Origin of the sequence: Bartonella sp. CM31XJBT, assembly GCF_028618555.1 — a bacterium.
In the GTDB taxonomy this organism is placed as follows: domain Bacteria; phylum Pseudomonadota; class Alphaproteobacteria; order Rhizobiales; family Rhizobiaceae; genus Bartonella.
This window is the reverse complement of record NZ_JAQITD010000019.1, coordinates 1-12,977: the sequence shown is the minus strand read 5'-3', so window position 1 is coordinate 12,977 and position 12,977 is coordinate 1. Positions and strand designations below refer to the sequence as shown.

Sequence of the window (12,977 nt, the reverse complement as noted above, 5' to 3'; positions counted from 1 at the left end):
CAATGTGAACATCAGAGAAATCTCCGACAACAAAAAACAACACCCAATTAAACACGCCGCCTTTTCCGTGGACGACATCCATTATGAGGAATTGGTGTTACATCGCGAATAGAAGTAATGACAAAACCAACAGATTGCAATGCACGTAGAGCAGATTCACGCCCTGATCCAGGCCCACAAACTTCGACTTCCAAAGAACGCATACCATGCTCTTGCGCTTTTCTTGCACAATCCTCCGCAGCAACTTGAGCAGCAAAAGGTGTCGATTTACGCGCACCTTTAAACCCCTGAGCCCCAGCAGATGACCAAGCAATTGCATTACCCTGAGCATCAGTAATAGTAATCATTGTGTTATTAAATGTTGAATTAATATGCACAACACCCGATGAAATATTCTTACGTTCGCGACGACGAACACGTGTGGCTTCCTTGGCCATAATTTCCCTTTCAACGATCTCATCACTGCCGTAACATCAGCAGCTCCACCTTTTTTCCTTGTCAAACAAATCAAACAAGAAAAAATAATATATAAAAACCTTCCACAAAGGCCCTTATTTCTTCTTACCAGCAATTGCCTTAGCCGGACCTTTACGCGTACGGGCATTCGTATGTGTACGCTGTCCTCGGACAGGCAAAGACCGGCGATGACGCAATCCTCGATAACAACCAAGGTCCATCAAACGCTTAACATTCATAGCAACCTCACGACGAAGATCACCTTCAACTTGATAGCCCTGATCTATAGCCTCACGAATCTGCAGCACCTCAGCATCTGAAAGCTCATGCACACGACGCCCCAAAGGAATGCCAACTCTTTCAATAATTTCTTGAGCAAATTTTGGTCCAATCCCGTGGATATATTGAAGCGCAATAATTACACGCTTATTTGTCGGGATATTGACGCCAGCAATACGAGCCACGCCTACTCTCCTTAGTTATTTTGACAAATTGTTATAAAATACCTGATATACCTTACAGAAAAAAATAGACTCAGAAAAAAATTCTTCCGAATCCTCTTATTTCACTAAAATAAATTAAATTTACTTCTGATAGATTTCATCTCAAAAGTCAACTCTTTTCATTTATTTCTAAAAAAAATCTCATGAAAGAAAACTTCTAATCATACGTGTCACTTCAGCAACACCAATCATTCCATCAACAACTTTCAACATTCCCCTCTCTGAATAAAACTTTGATAAGGGAGCTGTTTTTTCACGATATTCCACTAATCTTTTTGCAAAAGCAACAGGATTGTCATCTAAACGAACCTGTCCACCAGCCGCTATTGTTTCCTCAACACGCTTCTTCATACGTTCAATCAACACGTCTTCATCAACACACAACTCAATAACAGCATTAAGCCGCGTATTTTTTGAATCCAGTATCTGTTGCAACGCTTCCGCCTGCCCCACAGTTCGCGGATATCCATCCAAAACAAAACCGTTTACACAATCAGCTTCATCAATCCGATCTGATACGATTTGGTTAACAATACTATCAGGAACCAAAGCACCAGAACTTATAATAGCTCTAGCTTTTTTACCAATCTCCGTTTCTTTGGCAATCACCTCACGCAACATATCCCCTGTTGATAAATGAGGAATGTTATATTCCTCAGTCAACATTTTTGCTTGCGTACCTTTTCCCGCTCCAGGAGGACCTAAAAGAATAACTCTCATCGATTCCTTCTACCTCCACGAAGTTTTGATTTTTTTATCAACCCTTCATATTGGTGGGCAACAAGATGCCCCTGAATTTGAGCAACCGTATCAAGTGTAACAGTAACAACAATCAACAAGGATGTTCCCCCAAGATAAAAAGGAACCTGTAATGCAGATATCATAAATTCAGGTAACAAACAAACCAAGATAATATAAACAGCGCCCACAACAGTAATACGCGTCAAAACGTAATCAATATATTCGGCTGTACGCTCACCTGGACGAATCCCTGGAATAAAACCAGAATGCTTTTTCAATTGATCTGCAGTATCACTTGGATTAAACACAATAGCTGTATAAAAAAAGCAAAAAAACGCCATTAAAAATGCATAAACAATCATATAAAGTGGCTGTCCATGACCAAGAGCATAAGAAATCTCCTGAACCCATTGTGGCATTTTATCAGAAAAATTATTAATAGTGGCAGGCAATAATAATAAAGATGAAGCAAAAATAGGTGGAATAACACCAGCAGTATTCAACTTTAAAGGAAGATGCGACATATCTCCTTGAAACATTTGATTACCGACCTGACGTTTCGGATATTGGATAAGAATTCGCCGTTGTGCACGCTCTATAAAAACAATAAGCCCAATAACCAAAACAGCAATAAGAACGATTCCTATTAAAAGAAAAGTTGATAAATCAGCCTGACTATGAGCTGTCAAAAGCTGAGCAAAAGTAGAAGGAAAGTTGGCTACAATCCCTGTAAAAATGATAAGAGAAACCCCATTACCAACACCACGTGACGTAATTTGCTCGCCAAGCCACATAAGAAACATCGTTCCGCCAACAAGTGTAATAACAGAAGAAAAACGAAACATAAGACCTGGTTCTAAAACAATTTGAAGCCCCGACCCTATACCGCTTTCAAGCGCAACCGCAATACCAAAAGCTTGTAGAATTGCCAATACGACTGTCACATAACGCGTATATTGATTGATAATCTTACGACCTAAATCCCCTTCCTTTTTAAGAGTCTCCAAAGAAGGAATAATAGATGTTAACAATTGCACAATAATAGATGCCGATATATAAGGCATGATACCCAGCGCAAAAATAGCCATACGCCCAACGGCACCTCCAGCAAACATATTAAAGAGTCCTAATACACCAGACGCGTGATGTTCAAATGTTTGCCGCAAAGCATCGATATTGATACCTGGAAGAGAGATGTAAGTGCCAAAACGATATACAAGAAGCGCCAACAGAGTAAACCAGATGCGTTTCTTTAATTCAGTTGCACGCGAAAAGGTACCAAAGTTTATATTGGAAGCAAATTGCTCTGCTGCTGATGCCATAAAACGTCTCCACTTTACACTCCAGTTCTTTAAATCACAGAAGTATAATCCTAAAATTCACATACGCATACACAAATAAATGCAGAACTTAAACAAGTCTCCACAAAAGATCCCACAAAACAAATATAATTCTTCTTTAGGTCTCTATTCATATTAAAAAAATTATCGAGCAATATCAGGAAAAATGACCTGACCACCCACTTTTTCAATCTTAACACGAGCAGCTTGTGAAGCACCAGAAACATGAAAGGTAATCTTAGCCTTCAAATCACCATCAGAAAGAAGACGAACCCCATCTTTTTCACGACGAATAATACCAGACTCTTTCAAAGCAATCATATCAACAGGCTTTTCAATATTCAACTTACCCGCATCAACTGCCAACTGAATACGTCCTAGTGAAACTTCATTGTAGGTTTTGGCAAAGAAATTTCTAAATCCACGTTTTGGCAAACGACGATAGATAGGCATTTGCCCACCTTCAAAACCATTAAGGGAAACACCAGAACGTGACTTTTGCCCTTTTACACCACGACCACCAGTCTTACCCATACCGGAACCAATGCCACGCCCAACACGCTTACGATTTTTTATTGCGCCTTCGCAATCACGCAGTTCATTGAGTTTCATATATAATACTCCCGCAACCCTTAACCTTCATCTATAACGCGAACAAGATGCCTAACCCGAGCAATCATACCCCGCACACAAAGTGTATCATCTAAAACGCGCTGACGACGCATTTTATTTAGTCCAAGCCCCTTTAAGGTTGCACGCTGAATCTGTGAGTTTCGAATAGGGCTTCCAATTTGCTCCACCGTCACAGTTTTATTACTCTGAGATTTTTTCTGAACCATTTCCTAATTCCTTTTCTGATAATCTCAGAAACTACCCTTCTAGGTCGACTAAATGGCGACGACGCGCCTGCAAAGTCGAATATTTTATACCACGTTGAGCAGCAATATCTCTAGGATGCATTTGATGTTTCAATGCATCAAATGTTGCACGAACCATGTTATAAGGATTCGACGATCCTAGCGATTTTGCAACGACATCCTGCATACCAAGAGCTTCAAAAATAGCACGCATCGGTCCCCCAGCAATAATACCAGTACCAGCAGAAGCCGAACGTAGCAAAACACGCCCAGCTCCGTGACGACCTTCAAGATCATGATGCAATGTACGCCCAGACCGAAGCGGAACATAAATCATCCCACGCTTTGCAGATTCCGTTGCTTTACGAACGGCTTCGGGAACTTCACGGGCTTTACCATGTCCAAAACCCACACGTCCTTTTTGATCTCCAACGACAACAAGAGCAGCAAAACCAAAACGCCGACCACCCTTTACAACTTTAGCAACACGATTGATATGAACGAGCCTATCGACAAATTCATTATCGCGTTCTTCTCTATCACCACGTTCTTTTTGTGCCATTCCTCATTCCTTTTTCTTTTCCGGAAGCACGATAACAAAGTCCCTCACCAAACTGGAAGAACTTAAACGAAAAACTCTAAACTCTCCTTACTCATTCATAAATAAGAAATTTTAGAAATTCAAACCACCTTCACGAGCAGCCTCAGCTAAAGCTTTGACGCGACCATGGTACACATACGCTCCACGATCAAAAACCACCTCATTAACACCCGCTTTCTTCGCACGCTCAGCAATTAACTTACCAACAGCAAAAGCTGCCTTTTTATCAGCACCACTCTTTAACGACTTTTTTAAATCACTTTCAAGAGTAGAGGCTGAAACAAGTGTACATCCCCGCAAATCATCGATAACTTGAGCATAAATGTTCTGATTTGAACGATAAACACTAAGCCGAGGACGATCATGAGAAACCATTTTAATTCTACGACGAACACGCCTTGCACGACGTTGGATAATGTCCTTAGATGAAACCATAATACAAAATCCTTATTTCTTTTTACCTTCTTTACGGAAGATACGTTCATCTGCATGCTTAACACCCTTACCTTTATAAGGTTCAGGCCTACGATACTCCCGAATCTCCGCTGCAACTTGTCCAACTTGCTGTTTATCAATTCCAGAAACAACAATTTCTGTTGGCTTAGGAACAGTCACAGTAACACCCGACGGAACTTTATAAACCACATCATGCGAAAAGCCCAGAGATAGTTGAACATCCTTACCCTGCAAAGCAGCACGATAACCAACCCCATTAATCTCCAACCTCTTTTCAAAACCATCTTTCACACCACAAAAAATGTTCTCAATCATTGAGCGCGACATTCCCCATTTAGAACGCGCATCTTTTGACTGATCCCGCGGCATAACTGATATGATATTTTCCTCAAGTTTGACTAAGACTTCATCATTGACGACGTAACTCAGCTCACCTTTTGGACCTTTTGCCTTAACCAACTGACCTTCAACAGTAGCAGTAACTCCAGAAGGAATTGAAATGGGTTTCTTTCCAATACGAGACATTGTTCTAACCTACTTTTTCTTCCGTTTTCTTGACATAACTTAGAAAACACGACAAAGGAGTTCTCCACCAACATTCTGTTCACGCGCCTCATGATCTGCCATGACGCCTTTAGGAGTCGATAAAATCGAAATACCGAGGCCATTAGCCACCTGTGGAAGTGACTTAGCAGAAACATACACACGACGCCCTGGCTTTGACACACGTGAAATCTCACGAATAGCAGCCAGCCCTTCAAAATACTTCAATTCGATTTCAATCTCAGCTTTCCCATCACCTAAATCAATTTGATTATATCCGCGAATATAACCTTCCGACTGAAGAACATCAAGAACGTGCGCACGAAGCTTCGAAGCTGGAGTAACTACTTTACCTTTTTTACGACCAAGTGCATTACGAATACGTGTTAACATATCACCAAGAGGATCTGACATAGACATTAAATAATCTCCTCTTACCAACTAGATTTTACAATACCAGGAATATAGCCAATAGAGCCAAGCTCACGCAACGCAATTCGCGACATTTTTAATTTACGATAATAAGCCCGCGGACGACCTGAAACCTCACAGCGATTACGAATACGAACTTTCGAAGAATTACGCGGTAACTCTGCCAACTGAACAGAAGCTTTAAAACGTTCTTCAAGAGAAACCTTCTGATCCATAACTATTGCTTTCAAACGTGCACGACGGGCAGCATAACGCTTTACCATCACCTCACGACGCTTATTTTTTTCAACGGCACTTACTTTGGCCATAATTTCACCTCACTATGCTTGCCGTTACGAACGAAAAGGAAAATTAAAAGCACGCAATAATTCACGAGCCTCATCATCCGTTTTTGCTGTCGTACAAACGATAATATCCATGCCCCAAATTTGATCAACTTTATCATAGTTGATTTCTGGAAACACAATGTGTTCTTTAATACCCATAGCAAAATTGCCACGACCATCAAAACTCTTTGGATTTAAACCACGAAAGTCACGAACCCGCGGAAGAGCAATCGTAACAAGACGATCTAAAAACTCAAACATACGATCTTTACGCAATGTAACTTTAGCCCCAAGAGGCATTCCTTCACGAACCTTAAAGGTCGCAATAGAATTACGCGCACGCGTAACAACAGCCTTCTGCCCCGTTATTAGCCCTAAATCCTCAGCAGCAAGGGAAGGCTTCTTCGAATCAGCAGTTGCTTCACCTATGCCCATATTTATTACAACTTTATCAATCCGCGGAATTTGCATCGCATTTCTGTAATTAAACTTCTCTTGAAGCGCTTTACGAATCACTTCAAAATAATGCGCTTTCATACGCGGTACTTGTCTTTCCTCAGCCATTAATCAACTCTCCCGAACGCTTGGCAAAACGCACCTTATTACCATCTGCATTCATACGAAAGCCTACACGTGTAGGCTTACCATCTTTAGGATCAGCAATCGCCAAATTAGACAGATGAATCGGAGCTTCTTTAGAAATAATTCCAGCCTCTTGCTTCTGCGTTTGACGTTGATGACGTTTAATCATATTAATCCCACGAACAAAAGCCTTATTCTCTTTTGGACTAACCTTAATTACTTCACCACTACATCCTTTATCCTTACCGGACAAAACAACAACTTTATCACCTTTTCGAATCTTCTGCATAACATTTACTCCTTATAGAACTTCAGGAGCAAGCGAGATGATCTTCATATGATTCCTACCACGCAATTCGCGGGGAACAGGTCCAAAGATACGAGTACCAATCGGCTCTTTTTTATTATCCACTAAAACCGCAGCATTACTATCAAAACGAATGACACTACCATCTGCGCGACGAATATCCTTAGCAGTACGAACCACAACAGCTTTCATAACATCACCTTTTTTAACACGGCCACGAGGAATTGCATCCTTAACCGAAACAACAATAATGTCACCGACCGAAGCATATTTCCGCTTTGAACCGCCTAACACCTTGATGCACATGACACGACGCGCTCCAGAATTATCAGCAACGTCGAGATTTGTTTGCATCTGAATCATGACTGGCCACCTTCTCTTAACACATATATCCGATTGTACCTTTTATACACTCGGATTTGCCTGCCAAATAACGATAAATTCATCGCCTTCAAATTTATCAATGATAAAAACACTGTTAAATTCTAAAACAATAAACTTAACCCATTACGCTACATTGTCTTTTACAACAATCCAACATTTATCTTTCGAAATTGGTCTAGATTCTTGAATAGAAACTTGATCCCCAATCTTGAATTGGTTGTTTTCGTCATGCGCTTTATAATTTTTAGACTGCCGAACAGTCTTCTTAAGAAGCGGATGAGAATAACGGCGTTCAACTTTGACAACAACAGTCTTATCACTTTTGTCGCTAATAACAACACCCTGCAAAACGCGTTTAGGCATCTCTTATTTCCTTAAACCTTAGTTTCACTTATCTTTTGACGAAGAAAAGTTTTAATACGCGCAATATCACGACGAACTTGTCTAACACGCGCAGTCTTTTCTAATTGACCTGTTGCTTTTTGAAAACGCAAATTAAATTGCTCTTTCTTTAACTTAGCCAATTCATCTTTCATTTGGTCGAGCGTTTGCGCCCGTAATTCTGTGGCTCTCATCGCTTAACCTCATTATTCAGCAATACGCTGGATGAAACGCGTTTTTATAGGCAACTTTGCAGCACCCAACCTTAGCGCTTCACGTGCAACATCTTCCGGAACTCCATCAAGCTCAAACATGACGCGCCCAGGAGCAACACGTGCAGCCCAATAATCAACACTTCCCTTACCTTTACCCATACGAACTTCAGTCGGTTTAGATGTAACCGGAAGATCTGGAAAAATGCGAATCCACACACGACCAGAACGCTTCATATAACGTGTAATCGCACGACGCGCCGCTTCAATTTGACGAGCAGTAACCCGCTCCGGCTCAACAGCCTTCAAACCGTAGGCACCGAAATTCAAATCCGTACCACCCTTCGCAGAACCGTGAATACGGCCTTTGAACTGTTTACGGAACTTTGTGCGCTTTGGCTGCAACATTGTTCTCTACTCCAAATTTTAGTTCAATCTCAAAAACTAAGCATTTTCGCGGCGACGATTCGATGAAGAACCAGATTGATCAGCTTCCGTAGCACGACGTTCTGAAGCCATCGGATCATGCTCAAGAATCTCACCCTTAAAGACCCAAACTTTAATACCACAAATACCATAAGCGGTCTTAGCTTCTGCTGTACCGTAATCAACATCAGAACGCAAGGTATGAAGTGGAACACGACCTTCACGATACCATTCCATACGAGCAATTTCAGCACCACCAAGACGGCCAGAACAATTGATACGAATACCTTCCGCACCAAGACGCATAGCAGACTGAACAGCACGCTTCATTGCACGACGAAAAGCAACACGACGCTCTAACTGTTGAGCAATTGATTGCGCAATAATTGTCGCATCAATCTCCGGTTTACGAATCTCCACAATATTCAATGAAGTTTCAGCATCCGTCATTTCTGAAAGCTTACGACGAAGCTTTTCGATATCAGCACCCTTTTTACCAATAATCAAACCAGGACGTGCAGAATGAATCGTAATACGACACTTCTTATGAGGACGCTCAATAACAACCTTAGAAATAGCCGCCTGTTTAAGCTCCTCAAGCACATATGAACGAATTTTCAAATCTTCATGAAGAAGGCGCCCATATTCACCACTATCAGCATACCAACGAGAGTCCCAAGTCCGATTAACACCAAGACGAAGTCCTATTGGATTGATCTTCTGCCCCATTACGCGGCCTCCACTTTTTCGGTAACTTCACGAACAATAACAGTAAGATGCGAAAATGGACGTTCAATTCTACTAGCACGCCCTCGACCACGAACATGAAAGCGCTTCATCACTATCGACTTACCAACATAAGCTTCCGCCACAACAAGCGAATCAATATCAAGATCGTGGTTATTTTCTGCATTTGCAATTGCTGATTCAAGCGTTTTTTTCACAGTAGCAGCAATACGCTTGCGTGAAAACATCAAATCAGCGAGCGCTACATTAACTCTTTTACCACGAATCATTGCAGCAACTAAATTAAGCTTCTGCGGACTAACACGAATTGTCCGCGTGACAGCTCTTGCTTCATTATCTTTAAGCTGGCGCGAAACTTTAGCTTTTCCCATTCCTACTTCCTCTTCGCTTTTTTATCGGCACCATGACCATAATAAGTCCGGGTAGGAGCGAACTCACCAAACTTATGCCCAACCATCTCTTCAGAAACAGAAACAGGAATATGCTTATTACCGTTGTAAACACCAAAAGTTAAACCAACAAATTGCGGTAAAATAGTAGAGCGACGACTCCATATTTTTATAACTTCATTGCGCCCACTTGCACGTACCTTCTCTGCTTTACCAAGAAGATAGCCGTCAACAAACGGACCTTTCCACACTGAACGAACCACTTCAGACTACCTTTCTCATTTCTTGCGTTGATGACGCGTACGCATAATAAATTTATCAGTGGCTTTATTGGAGCGCGTACGCTTACCTTTCGTAGGTTTACCCCAAGGAGATACTGGATGGCGCCCCCCCGATGTACGACCTTCACCACCACCGTGCGGATGATCAACGGGGTTCATAGCAACACCACGAACATGTGGACGTTTACCACGCCAACGTGACCGACCCGCCTTACCATCATTAATATTCCCATGATCAGGATTTGAAACAGCGCCAACAGTTGCAAAACAGCTACTCGGAACCAAACGCTGTTCACCAGAATTTAAACGAAGAATAGCCATACCATGATCTCGTCCAACCAACTGCGCATAAGCACCTGCTGAACGCGCAATCTGCCCTCCTTTTCCTGGCTTCATCTCAACATTATGAATAATTGTGCCTACAGGCATATTACCAAGAGGCATAGCATTACCTGGTTTAACATCCACATTTAAACCAGCCATAACAGAATCACCAACACCAAGACGCTGTGGCGCAAGAATATAACTCAATTGCCCATCCTCATAGCGGATTAAAGCAATAAAAGCGGTACGATTAGGATCGTATTCTAAACGCTCAACCTTTGCTGAAACATCACGTTTAAGACGCTTAAAGTCGACAAACCGATAACTACGTTTATGTCCACCACCCTGAAAACGAGCAGTAACACGACCGCGATTATTACGTCCACCCTTTGAAGACAAACCTTCAGTTAACATCTTTATAGGTTTTCCCTTATAAAGACAAGAACGTTCCACAATAACAAGCTGACGCTGCCCAGGTGTAGTTGGATTAAATTGCTTAAGTGCCATTATTCCTATCTCCGAGCCTCTTAAAGACCTGTCGAAACGTCGATAGTCTGACCACTGGCCAGAGTTACGATCGCTTTTTTGACATCACTCTGCCGACCAACTATACCTTTGAAACGCTTCACTTTACCCTTACGGACTATCGTGTTAACTGCTTTAACTTTTACGCTAAAAAGCGCTTCAATAGCAGCCTTAATCTCAGGCTTCGTCGCTTTCGGCGCGACATTAAAAGCAACTTGATTATATTCAGAAATCATAGTCGCCTTTTCAGTAATAACTGGACTAATAATTATATCATAATGGCGAAGATCTGTCATTTAAAACGCTCCTCAAGAGCCTCAACAGCTGCTTTTGATAAAACAAGTTTGCTGCGACGCAAAATATCATAAACATTAATTCCCTGAATAGGCAAAATGTCAATATTAGGGATATTAGAGGCTGCACGAAAAAAGTTAATATCAATCTCTTTACCACCAATCAAGAGAGCGTTATTAAATCCAAGCTTAGAAAAATGAGAAACAAGCATCTTCGTTTTAGCATCCTTAACAGTCAACTCATCCACAATAATCAAATCTTTTGCTTTTAATTTTGCAGATAAAGCAAGACGCAACCCAAGAGCACGAATCTTTTTAGGAAGATCATGCGCATGACTGCGAACCACCGGTCCATGTGCCTTACCCCCACCTCTAAACTGCGGTGCACGTGCAGATGAATGTCGAGCACGCCCAGTTCCTTTCTGTTTAAACATTTTTGCCCCTGTTCGCGACACATCAGAACGACCTTGGGATTGATGACTTCCCTGCTGACGACGTGCAAGCTGCCAACGAACAACACGTTGCAAAATATCCTCACGCGGAACAAGATCAAAAATAGCTTCAGAAACCTTTAATTTGCCAGCTTCATTACCATCAAGAGTTTTAATTACAAGATCCATTATTAGGCTCCCTCAACTTCAGAGGTTTCCGTCACCGGAGTAACCATTTCCGCTTTCTCCTTCACAAGACGGCGAATACCGGCAGGCTTTGGAGCATTATCAGGAAGACGCTTCTTCACAGCATCCCGTATCAAAATCCAAGAACCTTTAGAACCAGAAACAGCACCACGCACTAAAATTAAACCACGCTCACTATCTGTGGAAATAACTTCAATATTCTGTGTTGTTACACGCACTTGCCCCATATGGCCGGCCATTTTTTTGCCTTTAAAAACTTTACCAGGATCTTGGCACTGCCCTGTAGAACCATGAGCACGATGTGTGATCGAATTACCATGGGAAGCACGATGCCCACCAAAGTTATGTCGTTTCATAACACCAGCAAACCCCTTACCAATACTGGTACCAGTCACATCAACTCTTTGTCCTGGAACAAAATGTTCCACTGTAATCTCAGTACCAACATCAAGAAGATTGTCGGGACTCACACGAAACTCTGCTATTTTGGCTTTAGGCTCAACAGAAGCCTTAGCAAAATGTCCACGAAGAGCTTGTGAAGTATTCTTAACCTTAGCAAAGCCTACACCTAATTGAACAGCAGTATAACCATTCTTTTCAACTGTACGCTGAGCAACGACTTGACAATTCTCCAAACGAAGTACCGTCACCGGCACATGCTCACCAGCATCATTATAAATACGGGTCATGCCCAGCTTCTGTGCTATTACACCTGAACGCATCGGGTCTGTTCCTTCTGTCCTCAAACCTCAGAGCTTAATTTCTACATCCACACCAGCAGAAAGATCGAGCTTCATAAGCGCATCCACTGTTTGCGGCGTTGGATCAACAATGTCAAGAAGACGCTTATGTGTTCGCATCTCAAACTGCTCACGACTTTTCTTATCGATATGCGGTCCACGATTGACCGTAAACTTCTCAATCCGCGTCGGAAGCGGAATGGGACCACGGACACTTGCACCGGTACGTTTAGCAGTCGATACAATCTCACGCGTCGACGTATCAAGAATTCTATGATCAAACGCTTTCAAGCGAATGCGAATATTCTGACTGTTCATGCTCTTTATTTCCCTGTTATACAAAGTGCATTAATAATTAAAGCACTCAACAAGCATTATTTATTCAATGATCTTAGAGACGATACCGGCACCAACAGTACGACCACCTTCACGAATAGCAAAACGAAGTTTCTCTTCCATCGCTATCGGAACGATCAACGAAACATCCATCGCA

Annotated in this window: 25 protein-coding genes and 1 pseudogene; all 26 read right to left on the bottom strand. The window is 41.9% G+C overall.

The window, feature by feature from the left end; translation table 11 throughout:
* Window positions 1-47 precede the first annotated feature (47 nt).
* Window positions 48-437, bottom strand: a complete 390-nt coding sequence (rpsK, locus tag PVV63_RS08050) for a 30S ribosomal protein S11 (protein WP_007347762.1) — start codon at window positions 435-437, stop codon at window positions 48-50.
* A 114-nt stretch (window positions 438-551) separates the two neighbouring features.
* Entirely contained in the window at window positions 552-920 is a 369-nt protein-coding gene (rpsM, locus tag PVV63_RS08045) for a 30S ribosomal protein S13 (protein ID WP_026500557.1), read from the bottom strand.
* A 180-nt stretch (window positions 921-1,100) separates the two neighbouring features.
* Window positions 1,101-1,679 (bottom strand): adenylate kinase, encoded by a 579-nt coding sequence (locus PVV63_RS08040; RefSeq protein ID WP_273791419.1) that lies wholly within the window; start codon window positions 1,677-1,679, stop codon window positions 1,101-1,103.
* Complete coding sequence (gene secY, locus PVV63_RS08035) at window positions 1,676-3,022, bottom strand: preprotein translocase subunit SecY (protein ID WP_273791418.1); 1,347 nt, start codon at window positions 3,020-3,022, stop codon at window positions 1,676-1,678. Before secY ends, PVV63_RS08040 begins: the two co-directional genes overlap by 4 nt.
* A gap of 162 nt (window positions 3,023-3,184) precedes the next feature.
* Window positions 3,185-3,652, bottom strand: coding sequence for a 50S ribosomal protein L15 (gene rplO / locus PVV63_RS08030; RefSeq protein ID WP_273791417.1), 468 nt, complete (start codon window positions 3,650-3,652; stop codon window positions 3,185-3,187).
* Between the two features lie 20 nt (window positions 3,653-3,672).
* The gene (gene rpmD / locus PVV63_RS08025; RefSeq protein ID WP_273791416.1) at window positions 3,673-3,879 is read right to left on the bottom strand and encodes a 50S ribosomal protein L30; all 207 of its coding nucleotides are present in this window, start codon (window positions 3,877-3,879) and stop codon (window positions 3,673-3,675) included.
* Between the two features lie 31 nt (window positions 3,880-3,910).
* Window positions 3,911-4,459: a 30S ribosomal protein S5 gene (gene rpsE / locus PVV63_RS08020; RefSeq protein WP_273791415.1), complete on the bottom strand. Its 549-nt coding sequence runs from the start codon at window positions 4,457-4,459 to the stop codon at window positions 3,911-3,913.
* A gap of 111 nt (window positions 4,460-4,570) precedes the next feature.
* Window positions 4,571-4,933 carry a 50S ribosomal protein L18 gene (rplR, locus tag PVV63_RS08015; protein ID WP_273791414.1) on the bottom strand — a complete coding sequence of 121 codons (363 nt, stop codon included), beginning with the start codon at window positions 4,931-4,933 and terminating at the stop codon, window positions 4,571-4,573.
* A 12-nt stretch (window positions 4,934-4,945) separates the two neighbouring features.
* Window positions 4,946-5,479, bottom strand: a complete 534-nt coding sequence (gene rplF / locus PVV63_RS08010; protein ID WP_273791413.1) for a 50S ribosomal protein L6 — start codon at window positions 5,477-5,479, stop codon at window positions 4,946-4,948.
* A 39-nt stretch (window positions 5,480-5,518) separates the two neighbouring features.
* Window positions 5,519-5,917, bottom strand: coding sequence for a 30S ribosomal protein S8 (gene rpsH / locus PVV63_RS08005; RefSeq protein WP_015856577.1), 399 nt, complete (start codon window positions 5,915-5,917; stop codon window positions 5,519-5,521).
* 14 nt (window positions 5,918-5,931) lie between these two features.
* Window positions 5,932-6,237 (bottom strand): 30S ribosomal protein S14, encoded by a 306-nt coding sequence (rpsN, locus tag PVV63_RS08000; RefSeq protein WP_273791412.1) that lies wholly within the window; start codon window positions 6,235-6,237, stop codon window positions 5,932-5,934.
* Window positions 6,238-6,261: 24 nt separating this feature from the next.
* On the bottom strand, window positions 6,262-6,819 hold the full coding sequence (rplE, locus tag PVV63_RS07995; RefSeq protein ID WP_273791411.1) for a 50S ribosomal protein L5: 558 nt from the start codon (window positions 6,817-6,819) through the stop codon (window positions 6,262-6,264).
* On the bottom strand, window positions 6,812-7,126 hold the full coding sequence (rplX, locus tag PVV63_RS07990) for a 50S ribosomal protein L24 (RefSeq protein ID WP_015856579.1): 315 nt from the start codon (window positions 7,124-7,126) through the stop codon (window positions 6,812-6,814). The genes rplE and rplX overlap by 8 nt, the downstream gene beginning before the upstream one ends.
* Window positions 7,127-7,138: 12 nt before the next feature.
* Window positions 7,139-7,507: a 50S ribosomal protein L14 gene (gene rplN, locus PVV63_RS07985; RefSeq protein WP_004855715.1), complete on the bottom strand. Its 369-nt coding sequence runs from the start codon at window positions 7,505-7,507 to the stop codon at window positions 7,139-7,141.
* 144 nt (window positions 7,508-7,651) lie between these two features.
* Window positions 7,652-7,891 (bottom strand): 30S ribosomal protein S17, encoded by a 240-nt coding sequence (gene rpsQ, locus PVV63_RS07980; protein ID WP_012231991.1) that lies wholly within the window; start codon window positions 7,889-7,891, stop codon window positions 7,652-7,654.
* Between the two features lie 11 nt (window positions 7,892-7,902).
* Window positions 7,903-8,103, bottom strand: a complete 201-nt coding sequence (rpmC, locus tag PVV63_RS07975; RefSeq protein WP_273791410.1) for a 50S ribosomal protein L29 — start codon at window positions 8,101-8,103, stop codon at window positions 7,903-7,905.
* 12 nt (window positions 8,104-8,115) lie between these two features.
* Window positions 8,116-8,529: a 50S ribosomal protein L16 gene (gene rplP / locus PVV63_RS07970; RefSeq protein ID WP_273791409.1), complete on the bottom strand. Its 414-nt coding sequence runs from the start codon at window positions 8,527-8,529 to the stop codon at window positions 8,116-8,118.
* A gap of 36 nt (window positions 8,530-8,565) precedes the next feature.
* A complete protein-coding gene (gene rpsC, locus PVV63_RS07965) occupies window positions 8,566-9,276 on the bottom strand; it encodes a 30S ribosomal protein S3 (RefSeq protein ID WP_273791408.1) in 711 nt (236 codons plus the stop codon).
* The gene (gene rplV, locus PVV63_RS07960) at window positions 9,276-9,665 is read right to left on the bottom strand and encodes a 50S ribosomal protein L22 (RefSeq protein WP_273791407.1); all 390 of its coding nucleotides are present in this window, start codon (window positions 9,663-9,665) and stop codon (window positions 9,276-9,278) included. Before rplV ends, rpsC begins: the two co-directional genes overlap by 1 nt.
* 2 nt (window positions 9,666-9,667) lie before the next feature.
* A complete protein-coding gene (gene rpsS, locus PVV63_RS07955; RefSeq protein ID WP_004855734.1) occupies window positions 9,668-9,946 on the bottom strand; it encodes a 30S ribosomal protein S19 in 279 nt (92 codons plus the stop codon).
* A gap of 15 nt (window positions 9,947-9,961) precedes the next feature.
* On the bottom strand, window positions 9,962-10,795 hold the full coding sequence (gene rplB / locus PVV63_RS07950; protein ID WP_273791406.1) for a 50S ribosomal protein L2: 834 nt from the start codon (window positions 10,793-10,795) through the stop codon (window positions 9,962-9,964).
* Window positions 10,796-10,815: 20 nt separating this feature from the next.
* Window positions 10,816-11,109, bottom strand: a complete 294-nt coding sequence (locus PVV63_RS07945; RefSeq protein WP_273723987.1) for a 50S ribosomal protein L23 — start codon at window positions 11,107-11,109, stop codon at window positions 10,816-10,818.
* The gene (gene rplD, locus PVV63_RS07940) at window positions 11,106-11,726 is read right to left on the bottom strand and encodes a 50S ribosomal protein L4 (protein ID WP_273791405.1); all 621 of its coding nucleotides are present in this window, start codon (window positions 11,724-11,726) and stop codon (window positions 11,106-11,108) included. The genes PVV63_RS07945 and rplD overlap by 4 nt, the downstream gene beginning before the upstream one ends.
* Before the next feature lie 2 nt (window positions 11,727-11,728).
* On the bottom strand, window positions 11,729-12,466 hold the full coding sequence (rplC, locus tag PVV63_RS07935; protein ID WP_273791404.1) for a 50S ribosomal protein L3: 738 nt from the start codon (window positions 12,464-12,466) through the stop codon (window positions 11,729-11,731).
* Between the two features lie 27 nt (window positions 12,467-12,493).
* Complete coding sequence (gene rpsJ, locus PVV63_RS07930; protein ID WP_100130799.1) at window positions 12,494-12,802, bottom strand: 30S ribosomal protein S10; 309 nt, start codon at window positions 12,800-12,802, stop codon at window positions 12,494-12,496.
* 60 nt (window positions 12,803-12,862) lie between these two features.
* Window positions 12,863-12,977 (bottom strand): annotated as a pseudogene (locus tag PVV63_RS07925) (elongation factor Tu); the annotation flags it as partial.